Below are 15420 nucleotides of genomic sequence, written 5' to 3'. Positions count from 1 at the left end.
TGGATGTCATACGTCGTCGATCCACGCGTGGACGTCTACATCGACGCGCTGCCGCCGTGGCAGCAGTCGATCTGCCAGGAGGTCCGCGAGCTGGTGCACTCGGTCGACGACGAGGTCGTCGAGACGATCAAACGCACCGTCCAGCCGTACTTCGTGCTGCAAGGCAACATCTGCGCGCTGCTGGCGGCGAAGGACCACGTCAACGTCTTCATGTACGACGGCGGCATCGTGCCCGACCCGGAGGGCATCATCACCGCCGGTCACACCAACAAGACCGCTCGAACGGTGGCGTTCCGGGAAGGCGAGCAGATCAACAAGGCCGCGCTCGGCGAGATGTTCCGCCAGATCATCGCGAACAACCGGGCTGGGGGCTGGCGCAGGCTCAAGCAATCGAGCTGACGAACGGGTGTTCGGCCGCGCATCATCTGCACATGCAGGTCAACCAGCGGCAACGAGAAGCCGACCTTGCCGAGTACTACGACAACGAGGTGCACCACCGGCTCAGCCGTGCCCTGCCGCCGCGGCGGACGGCACAACGCGCCGCGTTCGCCGACCTGCTCGCCCGCGAAGGCCGTCGGTCGGTGCTGGAGATCGGCTGCGGACCCGGTCGCGACGGCGCGGCGTTCGTCGCCGGCGGGCTGGAGTACACCGGTGTGGACATCGCCCCGGCCAGCGTCGCGGTGTGCAGAGCGGCAGGTCTGACGGCCGAGGTGGCGTCGACGCTCGCGCTGCCGTTCGTCGACGGCTCGTTCGACGCGGGCTGGACGATGAGCACGCTGCTGCACGTCGCCAACGACGACCTGGACGCCGCGCTCGCCGAGATCGTGCGGGTCCTGCGACCGGGCGCGCCGCTCGCCGTCGGCTTGTGGGGGGCCGAGAAACCAGTCGAAGAGCTCTGGGGCGGCGGCTGCGACTTCGGTCCGCCCCGGTTCTTCAGCATCCGCACCGATGAGCAGCTACGCCTGATGTTGGGCCGGATCGGCGCGATCGAGGAATGGATCACCTGGCCGGGCGACGAAGAAGTCATGCACTATCAATGGGCGGTCGTGCGGACGGCGAATCCTCGGGGATCCGTTGTGCCGCTACCGCGAGCACCACGCCCATGACGGCGACGAGCAGGTTGGCGAACACCTCGTATCCGTGCAGCACGGCGATGTGCGGGATCACATACCGGTTGAAGACGTTCAGCACCGGGCCGAGGATCGGCTGGTAGAGCAAGCGGTCGATGGTGCCGCTGATCCCCGCGAAGAACAGGAAGACCGCGAGTATCTGGACGGGCTTTCGCATGTCGCGACGCTATGGCCGCGGCTGGCGCCACCAGATCCGCCCTCGGTGCCGAGCGGCTACGACCAAGGTATTGCATTCGGAGCCATCGGTATCGACGAACGTCTGATGGACGACCGGGTGCGCCCGCCCGCCGTACGCTCGGCGCGAGATGAGCGGACCGGCGATCACCACCACGGAACGGGAACGACCTCCAGGTCGGCGCAGCACGCGCGACTGGGTCGTCGACTCGCTGTGCTTCGTGCTGGCCGTCGGATTCGGGTTGCTGATCGGCGGCCAGCGGCTCAACTCTCCGCCGCTCGATCCCGCGTGGCTCTTCCCGCTCGACCAGGTCCTCGGCGCCGTGGGCTGCCTGGCGCTGTGGTGGCGGCGGCGCTGGCCGCTCGCGATCGCGATCGCACTGGTGTCCGTCTCGTGGTTCTCCGAGCTCACCGCCGGCCCGATGCTCGTGGCGATCTTCACCGTCGCCGTGCACCGCCCGCCCCGGATCACCTGGATGATCCTCGGGTTCAGTGTGCTCACCGCCTACGGCTACACCGTGCTCCGGCCGGAGTCCGACATCCCGTGGTTGGTCGTGTTCCTGTTCGCGGTGTCGCTGCAGACGGCGGCGGGCGGCTGGGGAATCATGATCTACCACCGCCGGAAGCTCGTGGTCTCGTTCCGCGACCGCGCCGCACGTGCGGAGGCCGAGGCTGAACTGCGTGCCGAGCAAGCCCACCTGCGCGCCCGCGACGCCATCGCCCGCGAGATCCACGACGTGCTCGGCCACCGGCTCTCGCTGCTCAGCGTGCACGCGGGCGCGCTGGAGTTCCGTTCCGACGCCACCCGCGACGAGATCGCCGGCGCGGCGAAGGTGATCAGGGAGAACGCGCACCAGGCGTTGCAGGACCTCCGTGAGGTCATCGGTGTGCTCAGGGCTCCGGTCGGGGAGATGCCGCAGCCCGGGCTCGCCGACGTGAGCGAGCTGGTCGCCGAATCGGACGAGGCAGGCATGCGGGTGCACCTGGCGGACGTGCGGCAGGGCACCGGGCCGGAACGTGCGGGGCGGGTGGCGTACCGGATCGTCCAGGAAGGCCTGACGAACGTGCGCAAACACGCATCCGGCGCGAACGTGCAAGTGACGCTCGCCGGCCGACCGGGCGACGGGCTGACCGTCGAGATCTGCAACAGCGCCGTGCCGGAAGCGCACGGGGACAGCGGCGACGGGCAGGGTCTCAGCGGGCAGGGTCTCATCGGGCTGGCCGAGCGTGTGGAGCTCGTTGGCGGGCGATTGGAGCACGGACGGATGACCGACGGCGGGTGGCGTCTTGCCGCATGGCTACCGTGGCCACCGTGACCGGACCAGCGTCCATCGCCGTGCTGCTCGTCGACGACGACCCGCTCGTGCGCGCGGGACTCGCGATGATGCTCGGCGGCGCTCCCGACATCCGGGTCGTCGGTCAGGCCGGCAACGGCAGCGAGGCGTTGGTGCTGGCCGAGAAGCACCAGCCGGACGTCGTGATGATGGACATCCGCATGCCGGCGATGGACGGGCTGACCGCTACCGAGACGCTGCGGGCCCGCGGCGGTGCGCCCGAGGTGATCGTCATGACCACCTTCGACGCCGACGACAACGTCCTGCGTGCGCTGCGCGCCGGCGCCGCCGGCTTCCTGCTAAAGGACACCCCACCCGGCGAGATCGTGACGGCCGTGCGGCAGGTCGCCGGCGGGCTCTCGGTGCTGTCGCCGGCCGTGACCAAGCGGCTCGTCGAGCGGGTCGGCGAGTCCGACGGCGGGAGCCGGCGCACCGACGCCCGCCGCAAGCTCGCGACGCTGAACGGCCGCGAGCGGGACGTCGCCGCGGCCGTCGGGCGTGGGCTCTCCAACGCCGAGATCGGCGCCGACCTGTTTCTCAGCGTGCCGACGATCAAGACGCACGTCTCGAACATCCTCGCCAAGCTCGACCTGAACAACCGCGTCCAGATCGCGCTGCTGAGCCACGACGCCGGCCTCCTCGACGACTGACCCGAACTTCCCCACCGTTTTGCCTACTTACAGACCTGCAGGGGTGTGCAGGTTGGCAAAAACGGTGGGGAAGTTTCGTCAGCGGAGGGTGCGGACGAACTCGCGGATGTCGGCGACGAGCAGGTCGGGGGCCTGCAGTGAGGCGAAGTGGCCGCCGTGGTCGTACTCGGTCCAGCGCACGACGTTGTCGGCCAGCTCGGCGAGCCCGCGGATGGCGCCGTCGCCGGCGAAGTTGGCCACCGCCGTCGGGACGCCCGACGGCTGCGGCGCGGCGCCCCACGCGTTCGACTCGCGGTAGATCCTGGCGGCCGAGCCGGCGGTGCGCGTGAACCAGAAGCTCGAGACGTCGGTGAGGATCGCGTCGCGGTCGATCGGTGTCGTTTTCGACGCCGCCGGGTCGTAATCGGCGAACCACTCGTAGTTCCACGCGAGCTGCCCGGCCGGCGAATCGAGCAGCCCGTACGCGAGCGTCTGCGGTCGGGTGCTCTGGATCATCGCGTAGCCGGAGCGTTCCATCCACTCCGCCGAGCTCGCTTCGGAACGGGCCCGCTCCTCGTCGGTCAGCTTCTCCGCGTCGGCGGGGTCGTGCGCCGTCGATGCCGTGGCCAGCGCGTTGACGTGCACACCGAGCACCCTGTCGGGGACGATCCGGCCCAGCTCGGGCGCGATGATGCTGCCGAAGTCGCCGCCCTGCGCGACGTACCGCTCGTGGCCGAGGCGGGACATGAGCTCCGCCCACGCCGCGGCGATGCGAGTGGTGCCCCAGCCGGTTGCAGTCGTCGGCCCGGAGTACGCGAACCCCGGCAACGACGGCGCGACGACGTCAAAGGCGTCGGCGGGGTCGCCGCCGTGCGCGCGGGGGTCGGTCAGCGGCCCGATGATGTCGACGAAGTCGTGCACGGTGCTCGGCCACCCGTGCGTGATGATCATCGGCACGGCGTCGGGCTCCGGCGAGCGGGCGTGCACGAAGTGGATGTTCTGGCCGTCGATCGTGGTGGTGAACTGCGGGTACGCGTTGAGCTTGCGCTCGTGCACCCGCCAGTCGTACCCGTCGCGCCAGTACTCGGCGAGCTCGCGGACGTCGTCGAGCGCCACCCCGTAGCCCCATCCGACGCCCGGGAGCTGGTCGGGCCAGCGGGTCGCGGCGATGCGCTGCCGCAGCTCGTCGATCTCGGACTCGGGGACGTCGACGCTGAACGGCGTGATCGTGTCCATGACCCGAACGGTAGGCCGCTGTTAGGACGGCTACCGTCCTACGACGTGTCCCGTTCCCCGATCATCGACGTCGAGCTCGCCGAGGAGCCCATCCGGCTCGGCCAGTTCCTCAAGCTCGCCGGCCTCGCGGAGCACGGCGGCCATGCCAAGGCGCTGCTGGAGGCGGAGAACGTGCAGGTCAACGGCCGGGTCGAGACGCGGAGGGGTGCGCAGCTGGGGTACGGCGACGTGGTCGCCGTCGCAGGTCAGCGCGCGCGACCGGTGCGGCCGGCCTGACCGGTCCTCCAGTCGGGTCTCCGGCCGGGTCACCAGCCGAGCGCGTCGAGCACCTGCTGCTCCAGGGGCTTGGCCATCGTGGTGGCATACGCAGCCGTCAGGTGGTTGTCGTCGAGGTAGACCAGCAGGTTGCCCACTTCGGCCGGGCAGACCGTCGCGTCGCAGACGGCCCCGGCGATGTCGACGAACCGGACGTTGCGCGGGACGTCGGGGAGCAGCAGGTACGGCGGTGTCGACGCGTAGACGGTCGACCGTTCCATGTTGCAGGCCGGGTCGCGGCGCTCGTGCCGGGCGACGCAGTCGGGCACGGACGACTCGAAACGCGGGTTGTCGCGCACGGCCATCACCGGGATGTGGAGCTCGTCGAGCCGCCGCCACTGCTCGACGAACCCGGGCGGCGTCTGCTCGGTCAGCCCGGTCCGCGCGTCCCGCGAGGCGAGCGTGACCACGGCGTCGGGGCGCATGGCCGCGATCTCCGCGAGCGCCGCGGTGTTCCACTCGACGCACTCGGCGTCCTCGGGGAGGACCTCGGACGCCGTGGAGAACGGGCAGGCGCCCCGCACCATCAACGTCAGCTGCCAGTTGCGGTGCTCGGCGATCGGCAGCAGCGTGGCGAGGAACTGCTGCATGTGGGAGTCGCCGACGACCACGATCCGCCGGTCCGGGTCGGCGACGGGCTGGGTGCAGACGTCGGCGGCGAACGTCGGCATCTGGCCGCAGTTCCAGTGCTCGACGTCGACCCAGTCGTCGTAGACCGAGACCGGCGGCGGGAGCAGCGGCGCCTCTTGGACGGCCTCACCGAGCGCGAGCGCCCCCGGGTGGGAGTTGTCGCCCGACCGCCCGTCGGGGACGGCCCGGTGCGCGGCCGCGACCTGCCAGATCGTCGCCGCGATGAGCACCGCGACCAGCCCGCACGCGCACAACCGCAGGCCGTTGGCCACGCCGAACGAGCGGGCGAGCACCGGCATCTCGACGCCGTGGTGGGTGAGCACGGCCAGCACGAGCGATACAGCGATCACGAGGATCCCGCCGGCGAGGCCCGCGTCCTCCACCCCGGTGCCGGCGAGGAACAGCACGAGCACCGGCCAGTGCCACAGGTAGAGCGCGAAGCCGAGCCCGCCGAGGTACTGCGCCGGACGCGACGAGAGCAGCCGGTCGGCGCCGAAACGCCGCCGACTGTTGCCTGCGACGAGCACCAGCGCGGCGCAGACCGTCGGCCAGAGCGCGGCGTAGCCGGGGAAGGCGGTGCTGACCTGCAGCACGGCGCCGCACGCCACGAGCCCGACGACGCCGACCCAGCCGGCGAGGAGGCGTTCGCGGTTGGTGAGCACGACCCGGTCGATCCACAGCGCGACCAGCCCGCCGAGCGCGAACTCCCACAGCCGGGTGAGCGAGTTGAAGTAGGCGAGCGGCTGGTTCGTCTCGGTCATGGCGATCGAGAGGGTGAGCGAGCTGGCGAAGACGCCGAGCAGCGCCAGCGTCAGGTTCGTGTGCAGCCGGGCGGCGCCGCCGCGGGCCACCAGCGCGATCAGCGCCACGAGCAAGGGCCAGACCAGCGTGAACTGGCCCTGGATCGAGAGCGACCAGAAGTGCTGCACGACGCTCAGCGCGTTGTTGCGTGCCGCGTAGTCGACGGAGTCGGCGGCCAGCTGCCAGTTCTCCATGAAGAGCGCGGCGGCGACGATCTCGCGGACCGACTGGGTCCAGCGGCCTTCCGGCAGGATGAGCGCCGCGGCGACCGTCGTTGCCAGGAGCACCGTGAGCGCGGCGGGCAGCAGGCGCAGGCCTGTGCGGATCCAGCGGCGCGCGAGCCGGATGGTGCCCGTCTCGGCTTCGCGGGCGAGCTGGCCCGTCAGCAGGAAGCCGGTGATCAGGAAGAAGACGTCGACGCCGCCGGAGACCCGGCCGAACCACACGTGGTAGACGACGACGAGCGAGACGGCGAGAGCGCGCAGACCCTGTAGCTCGGGTCGGAATGTACGGGCGGGCGCTGCGGGGAGAGCGCCCTTCGCGAGGTCAGTATCCGACGTACTGCCCGGCGCTGTTGGTGCGTCCGCCGGCCGAGAGCGTGCTGAGGCCGTACTGGTCGATCATGTAGCGGATGCCGGCGGTGATGTTCGCGATCGGGTCGGTGATCGGGCGGTCCGCGAGGTCCGGGTGCACGTAGTGCCTGTACGTCGACGGGATCGTCTGCATCAGGCCCTGGGACGGCGTGCCGGCGCGGGCGTTCGAGTCCCAGTTGTTGATCGCCCTCGGGTTGCCGCCCGACTCCTTCATGATGATCTTCTTGACGGCCGGGGCGTACGACTGCGGGAGCTCCAGGATGTGCAGCGCCTCCGCGATCCAGCCGTCGACGCCGCCCTTGGCGATCGCCTTCGCGAGCTTCGCCTTCTCGGCCGTCACACGCTCCTGCTCCGCGTGCTCCTCGGCGAGCTGCTGCGCCAGGTCGGTCGCCTTGCCGAGCAGGGCGAGGTGGTCCTCGACGGAGTTGAAGCTGCCGGCGCCGTCCTCGTCGTCGTCCGGAGAGGAATCGCTCTCGAAGGTGAAGCCGACCGGTACGAGATCGCCTTCCGCCGTGGGCCCGGAATCGATCTTCAGCGCCATCGCGTTGGACGCGAGCTTGGCCTGGAGCGGGGTCTCGGCGGCGGCCGCAACTGCGGCGGTGTCGTCGGCGGTGGGGATGAGCGCGGTGAAGGTGCCCGTGGCAACGGCGCCGACGGCGGCCGCTGTGGCGATCATGGAAGTGCGCAGCGACGGTGCGGGGGCCGCCTGTTGCTGTGCCCTGGCCATCACCTGGCGTGCGGGGATCAGACCGGAGTCCTGACGCGCACGACGACCACGGGGGGAGCGGTGTCCTGCCACGAACCTGCCCTTCAGCGCTGGGGGAGCGATCCTCCACATGCGCAGCCGGTCGGGGGTCCGGTGATCAGGGTGGGGAGTCCCTGGTCGTTGCGCATGTGATCGGATCGTGACGCTAGGCGAGCACTTTACGAGAGCCGTCCCAGCACGACAAGGTCATGAACGACCTGTCGGCGCAGCTCGACTGCCGTTCGGCTCACGCGCGTCAGGGAAGGGCATACCTAGACTTCAACGCCCGACGGTCACAGTGGGCGACGAACGGCCTCCGCCTGGTAACTAGTGCGGCGGCCACAAACGTCATCCGGGTCGCTCGCGCGCCCAGACGACGCCTCGCGGCGTTGCCGCCCTTGCAAAGACGCCCGGTCTGAGCTGCGGGCGGCGCCTTGCGACGCGCCGCCTGGGTCACGCGATCAACCCGGCAACGTTCGTGGCCACCGCACTAGGCAGGAGCAACGCCGAATCGCCGAACTCGTGCCAGAGGTACCTCCGTTCGGCCGCGGCCGCGTACGCCCGTTCGACGAGCGCGTCGCCCGCCACCGCGCGCAGCAGCAACAGGTGCGACGCCTCCGGCTCGTGCCAGCCCGTGACCAGGCCCGTCACCACCCGTGCCGGGCGGTCGGGGCCCAGCACGAGGTCCGTCCAGCCCGATCCGGGGCGCACGGTGCCGTCTTCGTCGGCGACGGTCTCCAGCGCGCGGGTGACCGTCGTGCCGACCGCGACGACCCGGCCGCCTGCTGCGCGGGTCGCGTTGACGGCATCGGCCGTGGCCCACGGCACCCGGTAGCGCTCGGCGAGCGGTGTCTCGCCGGCCTCGAGCGAAGAGACGCCGGTGTGCAGCACGATCTCGGCGATCCGGACACCGCGGGCGTGCAGGCCGGCCAGCACATCGGCCGAGAACGGCCGTCCGGCGCTTGGCATCTCGGCGCTGCCGAACGTCCCGTCCGGGGTGGCGAAGATCGTCCGATACGCGTTGAGCGGCCACCGTCCGCGCAGGTAGGAGTAGGTGATCGGGCGGCCGACCGCCGTCAGCCACCCGGCCGGCCCGCCCTCGACCGGGATCCTGGCGAGCCAGAGCCTGTTGCCGGTCGTCGCCGAGCCGTCGGGGTAGGCGCGGTGCAGCACCGCGGTCACGCCGCGCGGGAGGTGGACGCGCTCGCCGGCCCGGGCGTCGAGCAACCGGTGGCCGTCGGGCGTCCGCAGCTCGACGACGTGCAGGGCGCTGCCGTATTGCGCGCCGTCGGTCGGCGCCGGACCGGAGATGTGCAGGACGACCGGCTGTCCCCCGGCGCGGTGGCCCTCGACGGCCGCGGGCTCCGTCGCGGACGTGTTGACGACGAGCAGGTCGCCCGCGCGCAGCGCCGCGGGAAGGTCGGTGAAGCGCCGGTGCGCCACCCGGTGCCGCCAACGGGCGACGAGCAGGCGGACGCCGTCGCGGGCGAGCCCGCGCGACTCCGGCGGCTCCGTCGCGGAGCGGACGGCCGGCGGCTCGGGGCTCACGTCCTCACCCGGCGCCCGTCAGCAGGTCGGCGGCGCGGTAGCGGCCGCTCTCCGGGCGCTCGTCGAGCAGTCGCAGCAAGGCGGGCACGACGGTCTCCGGCTCCGGCCGGTCGGAGATGTCCTCGCCGGGGAACGCGCGCTGGTGCATCGCGGTCCGCATGTCGCCGGGGTCGAACGCGTACGCCCGCACGTCGGCCTCCTCGGCCCCGAGCACGGCGGTGAGCTGGTCGGTCGCCGCCTTGGCTGCGCCGTAGCCGCCCCAGCCCGGGTACGCCTCGACGGCGGCGTCGGAGCTGAGGGTGATCACCGTGCCCGTGCGGGACATCCGCAGCAGCGGGAGTGCCAGCTTGGTCAGCGCGAGCGGGGCGAGCACGGTCGTCTCCAGCACGTCGCGCAACGCGCCGACCGGGTAGTCCGAGAGCGGAGGCAGCGGCGACGGGCCGAGCTCGCCCGCGTTGTGGATGAGCAGGTCGAGCTTGCTGCGTGCGGCGGCGACGAGCCGGGCGCGCAGGCTCGGATCGGTGATGTCGCCGGGTATCGGGATCACGCCCGGCAGGTCGCCGGTCGCGGCCCGCAAGCGGGCGCCGTCGCGCGCGCACACGATCACCGTGGCGCCGCGGGCGGCCAGTGCGGTGGTGACGGCGAGGCCGAAGCCCTGGCCGGCACCGGTGACGATGGCGGTGGTCGCGGTCATTGGGCTACTGTCCGACTTGAAGTCAAGTTTAAGTCAAGGGAGCCCGGCCGGCGATGGACGCGAAAGACCTGCTCACGATCGGCGAAGTGGCACACCGCAGCGGCTTCCCGCCGTCGGCGCTGCGCTTCTACGAGCGCGAAGGGCTGCTGCACACCACCCGGACGTCCGGTGGGCAGCGGCGCTACGAGCGCTCGGTGCTGCGGCGGCTGGCGTTCATCAGGGCGGCGCGCACGATCGGCGTCGGGCTCGACGAGGTGCGCGAAGGCCTCGAACAGCTCCCGGAGGGGCGCACCCCGACCAAGGCCGACTGGAGCAGGCTCTCACGCTCGTGGCGCGGGCGGCTCGACGAGCAGATCGAGGCGCTGGTCGCGCTGCGCGACGGGCTGGAGTCGTGCATCGGCTGCGGCTGCCTCTCGCTGAAGCGCTGCCTGCTCTCCAACCCCGGCGACCGGGCGTCCGTCAACGGCGCGGGCGCGAGCTTCCTGCCGCCGCTGCTGCGCCGCACCCCGGCCGAAGGCACCTGAACCGCCGAACTTCCCCACCGTTTGCCAACCTGCACGCCCTTTCGGGTGTGCAAGTTGGCAAAACGGTGGGGAACTTCGTTACGAGGAGAGCAGGCGGGGGCGGCTGGACCAGCGCGCCGGCAGGGTGCGGTCGACCCAGGCCACCAGCTCGTCGGCCGGCGGGCGGGTGGTGATCGCCGACTGCTCGTGCTCGGCGAGGAAGGCGATCGTCCGCTCCTCCCAGCCGACGCCGAGGCACGGCACGCCCATGGACGCCGCGAACACGAGCGCATGCAGGCGCAGGCCGAACAGCGCGTCCGCCTCACCGACGATGGCCTTGGCGAGCGCGGGCGGCAGCTGCGGCCCGAGCACGGGAACGTGGCGGCCGAGGCGGTGCCCCAGCTCGTTGATCAGCACCTCGTCGCGGCGGGAGAGCCCGAGCCCGTAGTCGGCGTGCGTGCTGATCGCCAGCCCCGCGACGGCGCCGCCGCGCTCGATCCAGCGCCGGGCCAACGTCTCGGCCGCGTCCTGCAGGCTCTCCACGAGGATCGGGTTGGGCAGCGCCTTCGGCGCAACGATCAGCAGCGGGACGGCCGGGTCCAGGCCGGCGGCGGCGAGCGCGTGCTCGGCCTCCGCGGGTGCGGCCGGGTCGAGGCCCATGGCCAGGTCGCCGACGACCGGGGCGCGCACCGAGGTGCCGAGCGTCTTGGCGGAGACCTCGTCGCGCACGGAGATCCGGCCCGGCTTGCGCACCGAGCGGCGCAGCAGGTCGAGCGTGCGCTCCGTCGTGCCCGGGTAGACGCCGACGGCGAGGTAGGTGATGTCGCGCCCGCGGGCCGTCGCCGCCCAGACGATCGCCGGCAGTGCCCTGACCAGCGGCGACGCGCCCGTGCCGAACATTCCTCCACCGACCACGGCGATGCCGTCGCACCACTTCAGCGCCTTGGTGAAGGAGATGCCCTCCATCGCGACGGCCGGCACCCCGTGCAGCGCCTCGACCATCCGCGGGTTGCGCGAGACGACCTTCACCTCGGAATCCGGCGGCAGCTCCTGCAGCGTGCGGGCCAGCATGGCCTCGTCGCCGGTGTTGCCGTTGCCAAAGTTGCCGATGATCAGCACCCGGGTGGCGCGCGGCCTGGCAGCGTCGACGCTCGCCTCTGCGGCGTGCCGCCTGCCGAGCTCGGCGAGCTGCTCGCGGATCACTGCGGTGCTGGAATCGTTCATCGGTACCTCGTGAAGATCGCTGGAGTGGCGCAGCCTACGGAGTGCCCGCCGGGTCGCCGAGCCGGGCCGCCCGCAGCGCCGACCGGCGCATCTTGCCGGTGTCGTCGCGCAGCGGGTGATCCACCCGCTCGAACGAGGAGGGCACCTTCTGCCTGGCCAGCAACCTCGCGACGTGCGCACGCAACTCGCCGTCCGAAACCTCTGCGCCCGAGCCGTCCAGCTGGACGATCGCGTGCACGCGGGCACCGAGGTCGTCGTCGGGCAGGCCGATGACACAGGAGGAAAGCACCCGCGGGTGTGACTCGAGCGCGGCCTCGACCTCGGCCGGGTACACGTTCGACCCGCCGACGAGCACCATGTCGGCGCGGCGGTCGGCGAGGTAGAGGTAGCCGTCGGCGTCCATGCGGCCGAGGTCGCCGAGCGACTCCCACCCGTCGCGCTCGCGCGCCTCCGCGCCGATGTAGGTGTAGGTCACGGTGCCCTCCGGTGGCCGCATCCACACCTCACCGACCTCGCCGACGGGCAGCGGTCGCCCGTCAGCGTCGCCGATGCGCATTTCGCCGGAGGTGGGGCGGCCTACCGAACCGGGGTGCTCGAGCCACTCGGTCCCGCTGATCACGCAGACCGACTGCGACTCGGTGCCCGCGTACAGCTCGTAGACGCGCTCGGGGCCGAGCCAGTCGATCCAGGCGCGTTTCACCGACTCCGGGCAGGGCGCGCCGAGGTGGAAGAGCGTGTGCAAGCTGGAGAGGTCGGCGGCCTCGCGGACGTCCGACGGCAGCCGCAGGATCCGGCCCATCAGCGTCGGCACGGCGTAGAGCCAGGTGACGCGGTGGCGGACCGCCGCGTCCAGCACGTGCGCGCCGTCGAACCGGTCGAGCACCAGCACCGTCGCCCCGCGCAGCAGCGCGATCAGCGAAAACATGAACGGCCCGTTGTGGTAGAGCGGCGCTGTGACGCCGAAGACCTCGCCGTCGCCGCCGATGCGGATCGTGTCGCCCCGCGCGACGACGTCGTCGCGCATCCCGGGCAGCCCGGCGAGGATCAGCTTGGGGCGCCCGGTGCTGCCTCCGGACGTCGGGGCCTTCCAGCTCGGCGGGACGGCCGGCGGGAGCGGACCAGCAGGGAGCGAGGTGTCGGGCGTCCACGTCGCGGGCAGCCACGGCCGCCCGGGCGACTCCAGCCCGACGACGACCGCCGGGTCGGCGAGCTCGACGAGCGCGGCCAGCTCGGCCGGCGGGAGCTTCGCCGAGACCGGCTGCGGGATCGCGCCGATCTTCCACGCGCCGAGCACCGCGGCGTAGAAGGCCGTGCCGTTCGGGAGGCCGATCGTCACCAGCGAGCCGAGCTTCGCGCCGAGCGCCGCGAACTCGCGTGCGGCCCGGCTCGACGCCGCTGCCAGCTCCGAACGGGTCATCTCGCCGTCGGGGCCGATCAACGCGACGGTGTCCGGAGCGATCTCCGCGAGCTGGTCGAACGCGGTGCCGAGCGGTACGTCAGCCATCGATGTCCTCCCCGAGGACTCCCCGATGAGCCCCCACGGGAGGATCATCGCGTGAAACCGATGTCCCGGGAGTACCGACGTGACGTGCGTCGCGGCGCTGCGGTCTTGGCTGCCATGATCGTTCTCGTCCTGCCGGCGTGCTCGCAACCGGTGCAGGGCACGCCTGACTCGGCGCCGCGCCCCGCCCCGACCCCGGCACCGGTCACGACGACGGCGCCACCCGCCGTCGATCTCGAGCTGCTCGTGGCCTCGCTGCTGCGCCCGACCGAGGTCGGGCCGACGTGGAAGTCGGCGGGTGCCCAGCCGAAGCCCGACGCGAACGCGGCCGCCGTCTGCGGCGGCCCCGGCGTGGTCTCGCAGTTCCCCAACGCCGAGCGCACCGCCGCGGCGCTGGAGAGCGAGCAGGGCGAGCTGCTCCAGGAGACGCTCAGCGTCTACCCGAGCGAAGCCGATGCCTACGCCGCCTTCAACGCGACCAGCGCGGGGCTCGCGTGCCAGGAGGGCAAGCTCGGCGAGACGCCGGTGACGTTGACCGCGGCGGCCGACGTGCAGTCGAAGGTCGGCGGCGACCGGGCGACGCTCTGGACGATGTCGTCCGACCGGTTCAGCACGGTCCTGGTCTCGGTTCTCGCGAAACAGCACGTCGTCAACTTCGCCTTCATCACCCCGACCGGCGTCGACCAGACCATCGCCGACCCGATCGCGCTCTCCCGCACCGGCGTCGCACGCCTGCTCGCCACCTACTGACCCGAACTTCCCCACCGTTTTGGGTGGATGCGCGCCGATTCGGCGCGCATGTGCCCAAAACGGTGGGGAGATTCGGGGCCTCGTCGTGCCGGGGCGCCGGGTTAGGGTGGTGTACGTGCCGACGGACATCGACAGATGGTTGGACTTCGAAGGTCTCGACAACGTCCGTGACGTCGGCGGGTTGCCGCTGCGTGACGGTGGAGCCACCCGGTCGGGTGTGCTGCTGCGCAGCGCTTCGCTGCGCCACGCGACCGCCGACGACGTGGACAAGCTGGTCAAGGCGTTCGGCCTGAAGCTGGTGCTTGACCTGCGCAGGCCGTTCGAGATCGAGCGCGACGGGCCCACCCCGGTTGCGAACGCTGGCGTCGAGACGGTGCCGCTGACGTTCATCGGCGAGCGCGGCGAGGTGTTCCCCGAGGCGGGGGACGATCTCGACCCGCTGGTCTCGATCTACCGCGGCTACCTCGCCGACATGCCGCAGAACGTCGTCACGGCCGTGCGCAGGCTCGCCGCCGAGGACGCGGGGCCGACGCTGGTGCACTGCGCCGCCGGCAAGGACCGCACCGGCACGCTCGTCGCGCTGGTGCTCGACGCCGTCGGCGTGGAGCGCGACGCGATCATCGCCGACTACGTGCTCTCCGGCGAGAAGATCGAAGCGATGTTCCGCCGCTGGACGTCCGTCTCCGGCGACCCCATGCCCACCAACCTCGACGCGCACAAGCCGCGCGCCGGGGTGATCGCGGCGGTCTTGAAGCACCTCGACGAGGAGCACGGCGGGGCGGCCGGCTGGCTGCTGGCGAACGGCCTGACGCAGGAGGAGCTCGACCGGCTCCGCAAGCGGCTCACGCCATAGGGAGCTGCGTCGACAACGACGTTCTGGTCGTTTGTGAGCGCTAACAACAGCCAAAACGTCGTTGTCGACGCTACGGCAGCTCTTCGATCGTCACCGATGCATCGAGCTTGCGCAGCAAGCCCGGCTCGCCCGTGACGGCGGGCCAGCCGCGGCGGCGGGCCGAAAGGGCCACCTGGCCGGCCGCGATGTCGTCGAGGCCGGATTCGGCCAGCAGCAGCCCCGACTCCTGCGCGGAGGCGGTGCTGAGCTCGTCGATCACGGTGATGGGCAGGTCGAGCAGCACCTGCAGCGCGGCGTGGTGCTCCGGTTCGAGCAGCGACCACGCCTTGCCCAGCGCGGCGCTCGGGATCGCGAGCACGATGTTCTCCTCGACCGCGGCCCAGACGAGTGCACGCATGTACACCGGTCGTCCGATCGCGAACGCTGCCAGCGCTGTGCTGTCGAGGACCCGTCCCCCGATCATGCGGCCATCAGACGGCTGCCGCAGGTGGGACGAGGCGCAGCGTGCGACGGGCCTTGGCGAGCTCGGCGGGTGGCGGCGGGCCGCCGTAGAGGTCGGCGAGCGCGGCGAGCGACCGATCGCGCCGCTGGCGTGACCGCACCGCCTCGGCGATGTAGGAGGAGATGCTCGTCGCCGCCCCGCGTCGCACCGCGCTGCGCGCCTCGGCCATGAGATCGGCCGGCAGGTTCACAGTCACCCGCTCGCTGCCCATGTTGCGGAGAGTACCGGCGGTGCGGTCAGTGATCACCCACAGTCGGA

Annotated in this window: 18 protein-coding genes; 8 read left to right on the top strand and 10 right to left on the bottom strand. The window is 71.7% G+C overall.

What is annotated here, in order from left to right; genetic code table 11:
- Positions 1–3: 3 nt before the first annotated feature.
- Together LL648_RS00475 and LL648_RS00470 are read left to right on the top strand one after the other, a co-directional pair.
- Complete coding sequence (locus tag LL648_RS00475; RefSeq protein WP_232660344.1) at positions 4–399, top strand: DUF1801 domain-containing protein; 396 nt, start codon at positions 4–6, stop codon at positions 397–399.
- Positions 400–431: 32 nt separating this feature from the next.
- On the top strand, positions 432–1106 hold the full coding sequence (locus LL648_RS00470) for a class I SAM-dependent methyltransferase (protein ID WP_232660343.1): 675 nt from the start codon (positions 432–434) through the stop codon (positions 1104–1106).
- Here LL648_RS00470 and LL648_RS00465 read toward each other — a convergent pair.
- Positions 1024–1287, bottom strand: coding sequence for a hypothetical protein (locus LL648_RS00465; RefSeq protein ID WP_232660342.1), 264 nt, complete (start codon positions 1285–1287; stop codon positions 1024–1026). The genes LL648_RS00470 and LL648_RS00465 overlap by 83 nt on opposite strands.
- 148 nt (positions 1288–1435) lie before the next feature.
- Between LL648_RS00465 and LL648_RS00460 the strand changes: the two genes are divergently transcribed.
- The gene (locus LL648_RS00460; protein ID WP_232660341.1) at positions 1436–2620 is read left to right on the top strand and encodes a sensor histidine kinase; all 1185 of its coding nucleotides are present in this window, start codon (positions 1436–1438) and stop codon (positions 2618–2620) included.
- The gene (locus LL648_RS00455) at positions 2608–3288 is read left to right on the top strand and encodes a response regulator (RefSeq protein ID WP_232660922.1); all 681 of its coding nucleotides are present in this window, start codon (positions 2608–2610) and stop codon (positions 3286–3288) included. Before LL648_RS00460 ends, LL648_RS00455 begins: the two co-directional genes overlap by 13 nt.
- A 78-nt stretch (positions 3289–3366) precedes the next feature.
- On the opposite strand, the gene LL648_RS00450 is transcribed toward LL648_RS00455, so the two are convergent.
- On the bottom strand, positions 3367–4503 hold the full coding sequence (locus tag LL648_RS00450; protein ID WP_232660340.1) for an epoxide hydrolase family protein: 1137 nt from the start codon (positions 4501–4503) through the stop codon (positions 3367–3369).
- Positions 4504–4548: 45 nt separating this feature from the next.
- Here LL648_RS00450 and LL648_RS00445 point away from each other — a divergent pair, with 45 nt between their 5' ends.
- Positions 4549–4779 (top strand): RNA-binding S4 domain-containing protein, encoded by a 231-nt coding sequence (locus LL648_RS00445; protein WP_232660339.1) that lies wholly within the window; start codon positions 4549–4551, stop codon positions 4777–4779.
- A 29-nt stretch (positions 4780–4808) separates the two neighbouring features.
- On the opposite strand, the gene LL648_RS45675 is transcribed toward LL648_RS00445, so the two are convergent.
- The 4 genes from LL648_RS45675 to LL648_RS00425 all read right to left on the bottom strand — a co-directional run bounded on the left by LL648_RS45675 (position 4809) and on the right by LL648_RS00425 (position 9829).
- Entirely contained in the window at positions 4809–6734 is a 1926-nt protein-coding gene (locus LL648_RS45675; protein WP_374111969.1) for an acyltransferase family protein, read from the bottom strand.
- 61 nt (positions 6735–6795) lie between these two features.
- Positions 6796–7518 carry a transglycosylase SLT domain-containing protein gene (locus LL648_RS00435; protein ID WP_232660337.1) on the bottom strand — a complete coding sequence of 241 codons (723 nt, stop codon included), beginning with the start codon at positions 7516–7518 and terminating at the stop codon, positions 6796–6798.
- Positions 7519–8040: 522 nt separating this feature from the next.
- A complete protein-coding gene (locus tag LL648_RS00430; protein ID WP_232660336.1) occupies positions 8041–9135 on the bottom strand; it encodes an S-adenosylmethionine:tRNA ribosyltransferase-isomerase in 1095 nt (364 codons plus the stop codon).
- Positions 9136–9139: 4 nt separating this feature from the next.
- Complete coding sequence (locus LL648_RS00425; RefSeq protein ID WP_232660335.1) at positions 9140–9829, bottom strand: SDR family NAD(P)-dependent oxidoreductase; 690 nt, start codon at positions 9827–9829, stop codon at positions 9140–9142.
- Between the two features lie 53 nt (positions 9830–9882).
- Between LL648_RS00425 and soxR the strand changes: the two genes are divergently transcribed.
- Positions 9883–10353, top strand: coding sequence for a redox-sensitive transcriptional activator SoxR (gene soxR / locus LL648_RS00420; protein ID WP_232660334.1), 471 nt, complete (start codon positions 9883–9885; stop codon positions 10351–10353).
- Positions 10354–10431: 78 nt separating this feature from the next.
- On the opposite strand, the gene LL648_RS00415 is transcribed toward soxR, so the two are convergent.
- Both LL648_RS00415 and LL648_RS00410 read right to left on the bottom strand, forming a co-directional pair.
- On the bottom strand, positions 10432–11556 hold the full coding sequence (locus tag LL648_RS00415) for a polysaccharide pyruvyl transferase family protein (protein WP_232660333.1): 1125 nt from the start codon (positions 11554–11556) through the stop codon (positions 10432–10434).
- Between the two features lie 34 nt (positions 11557–11590).
- Positions 11591–13060 carry an AMP-binding protein gene (locus LL648_RS00410; protein WP_232660332.1) on the bottom strand — a complete coding sequence of 490 codons (1470 nt, stop codon included), beginning with the start codon at positions 13058–13060 and terminating at the stop codon, positions 11591–11593.
- A 114-nt stretch (positions 13061–13174) separates the two neighbouring features.
- Here LL648_RS00410 and LL648_RS00405 point away from each other — a divergent pair, with 114 nt between their 5' ends.
- On the top strand, positions 13175–13807 hold the full coding sequence (locus LL648_RS00405) for a hypothetical protein (RefSeq protein WP_232660331.1): 633 nt from the start codon (positions 13175–13177) through the stop codon (positions 13805–13807).
- A 115-nt stretch (positions 13808–13922) separates the two neighbouring features.
- Positions 13923–14660 (top strand): tyrosine-protein phosphatase, encoded by a 738-nt coding sequence (locus LL648_RS00400; RefSeq protein ID WP_232660330.1) that lies wholly within the window; start codon positions 13923–13925, stop codon positions 14658–14660.
- Positions 14661–14730: 70 nt separating this feature from the next.
- Here the strand turns inward: LL648_RS00400 and LL648_RS00395 are convergent, their stop codons facing one another.
- Positions 14731–15123 carry a hypothetical protein gene (locus tag LL648_RS00395; protein ID WP_232660329.1) on the bottom strand — a complete coding sequence of 131 codons (393 nt, stop codon included), beginning with the start codon at positions 15121–15123 and terminating at the stop codon, positions 14731–14733.
- Between the two features lie 7 nt (positions 15124–15130).
- Positions 15131–15373, bottom strand: a complete 243-nt coding sequence (locus LL648_RS00390) for a ribbon-helix-helix domain-containing protein (protein ID WP_232660328.1) — start codon at positions 15371–15373, stop codon at positions 15131–15133.
- Between the last annotated feature and the right edge of the window lie 47 nt (positions 15374–15420).

Origin of the sequence: Pseudonocardia sp. TRM90224 (assembly GCF_021245725.1) — a bacterium.
GTDB lineage: Bacteria > Actinomycetota > Actinomycetes > Mycobacteriales > Pseudonocardiaceae > Pseudonocardia.
The sequence above is the reverse complement of the archived record's forward strand: the minus strand, read 5'-3'. Positions and strand labels throughout refer to the sequence as shown.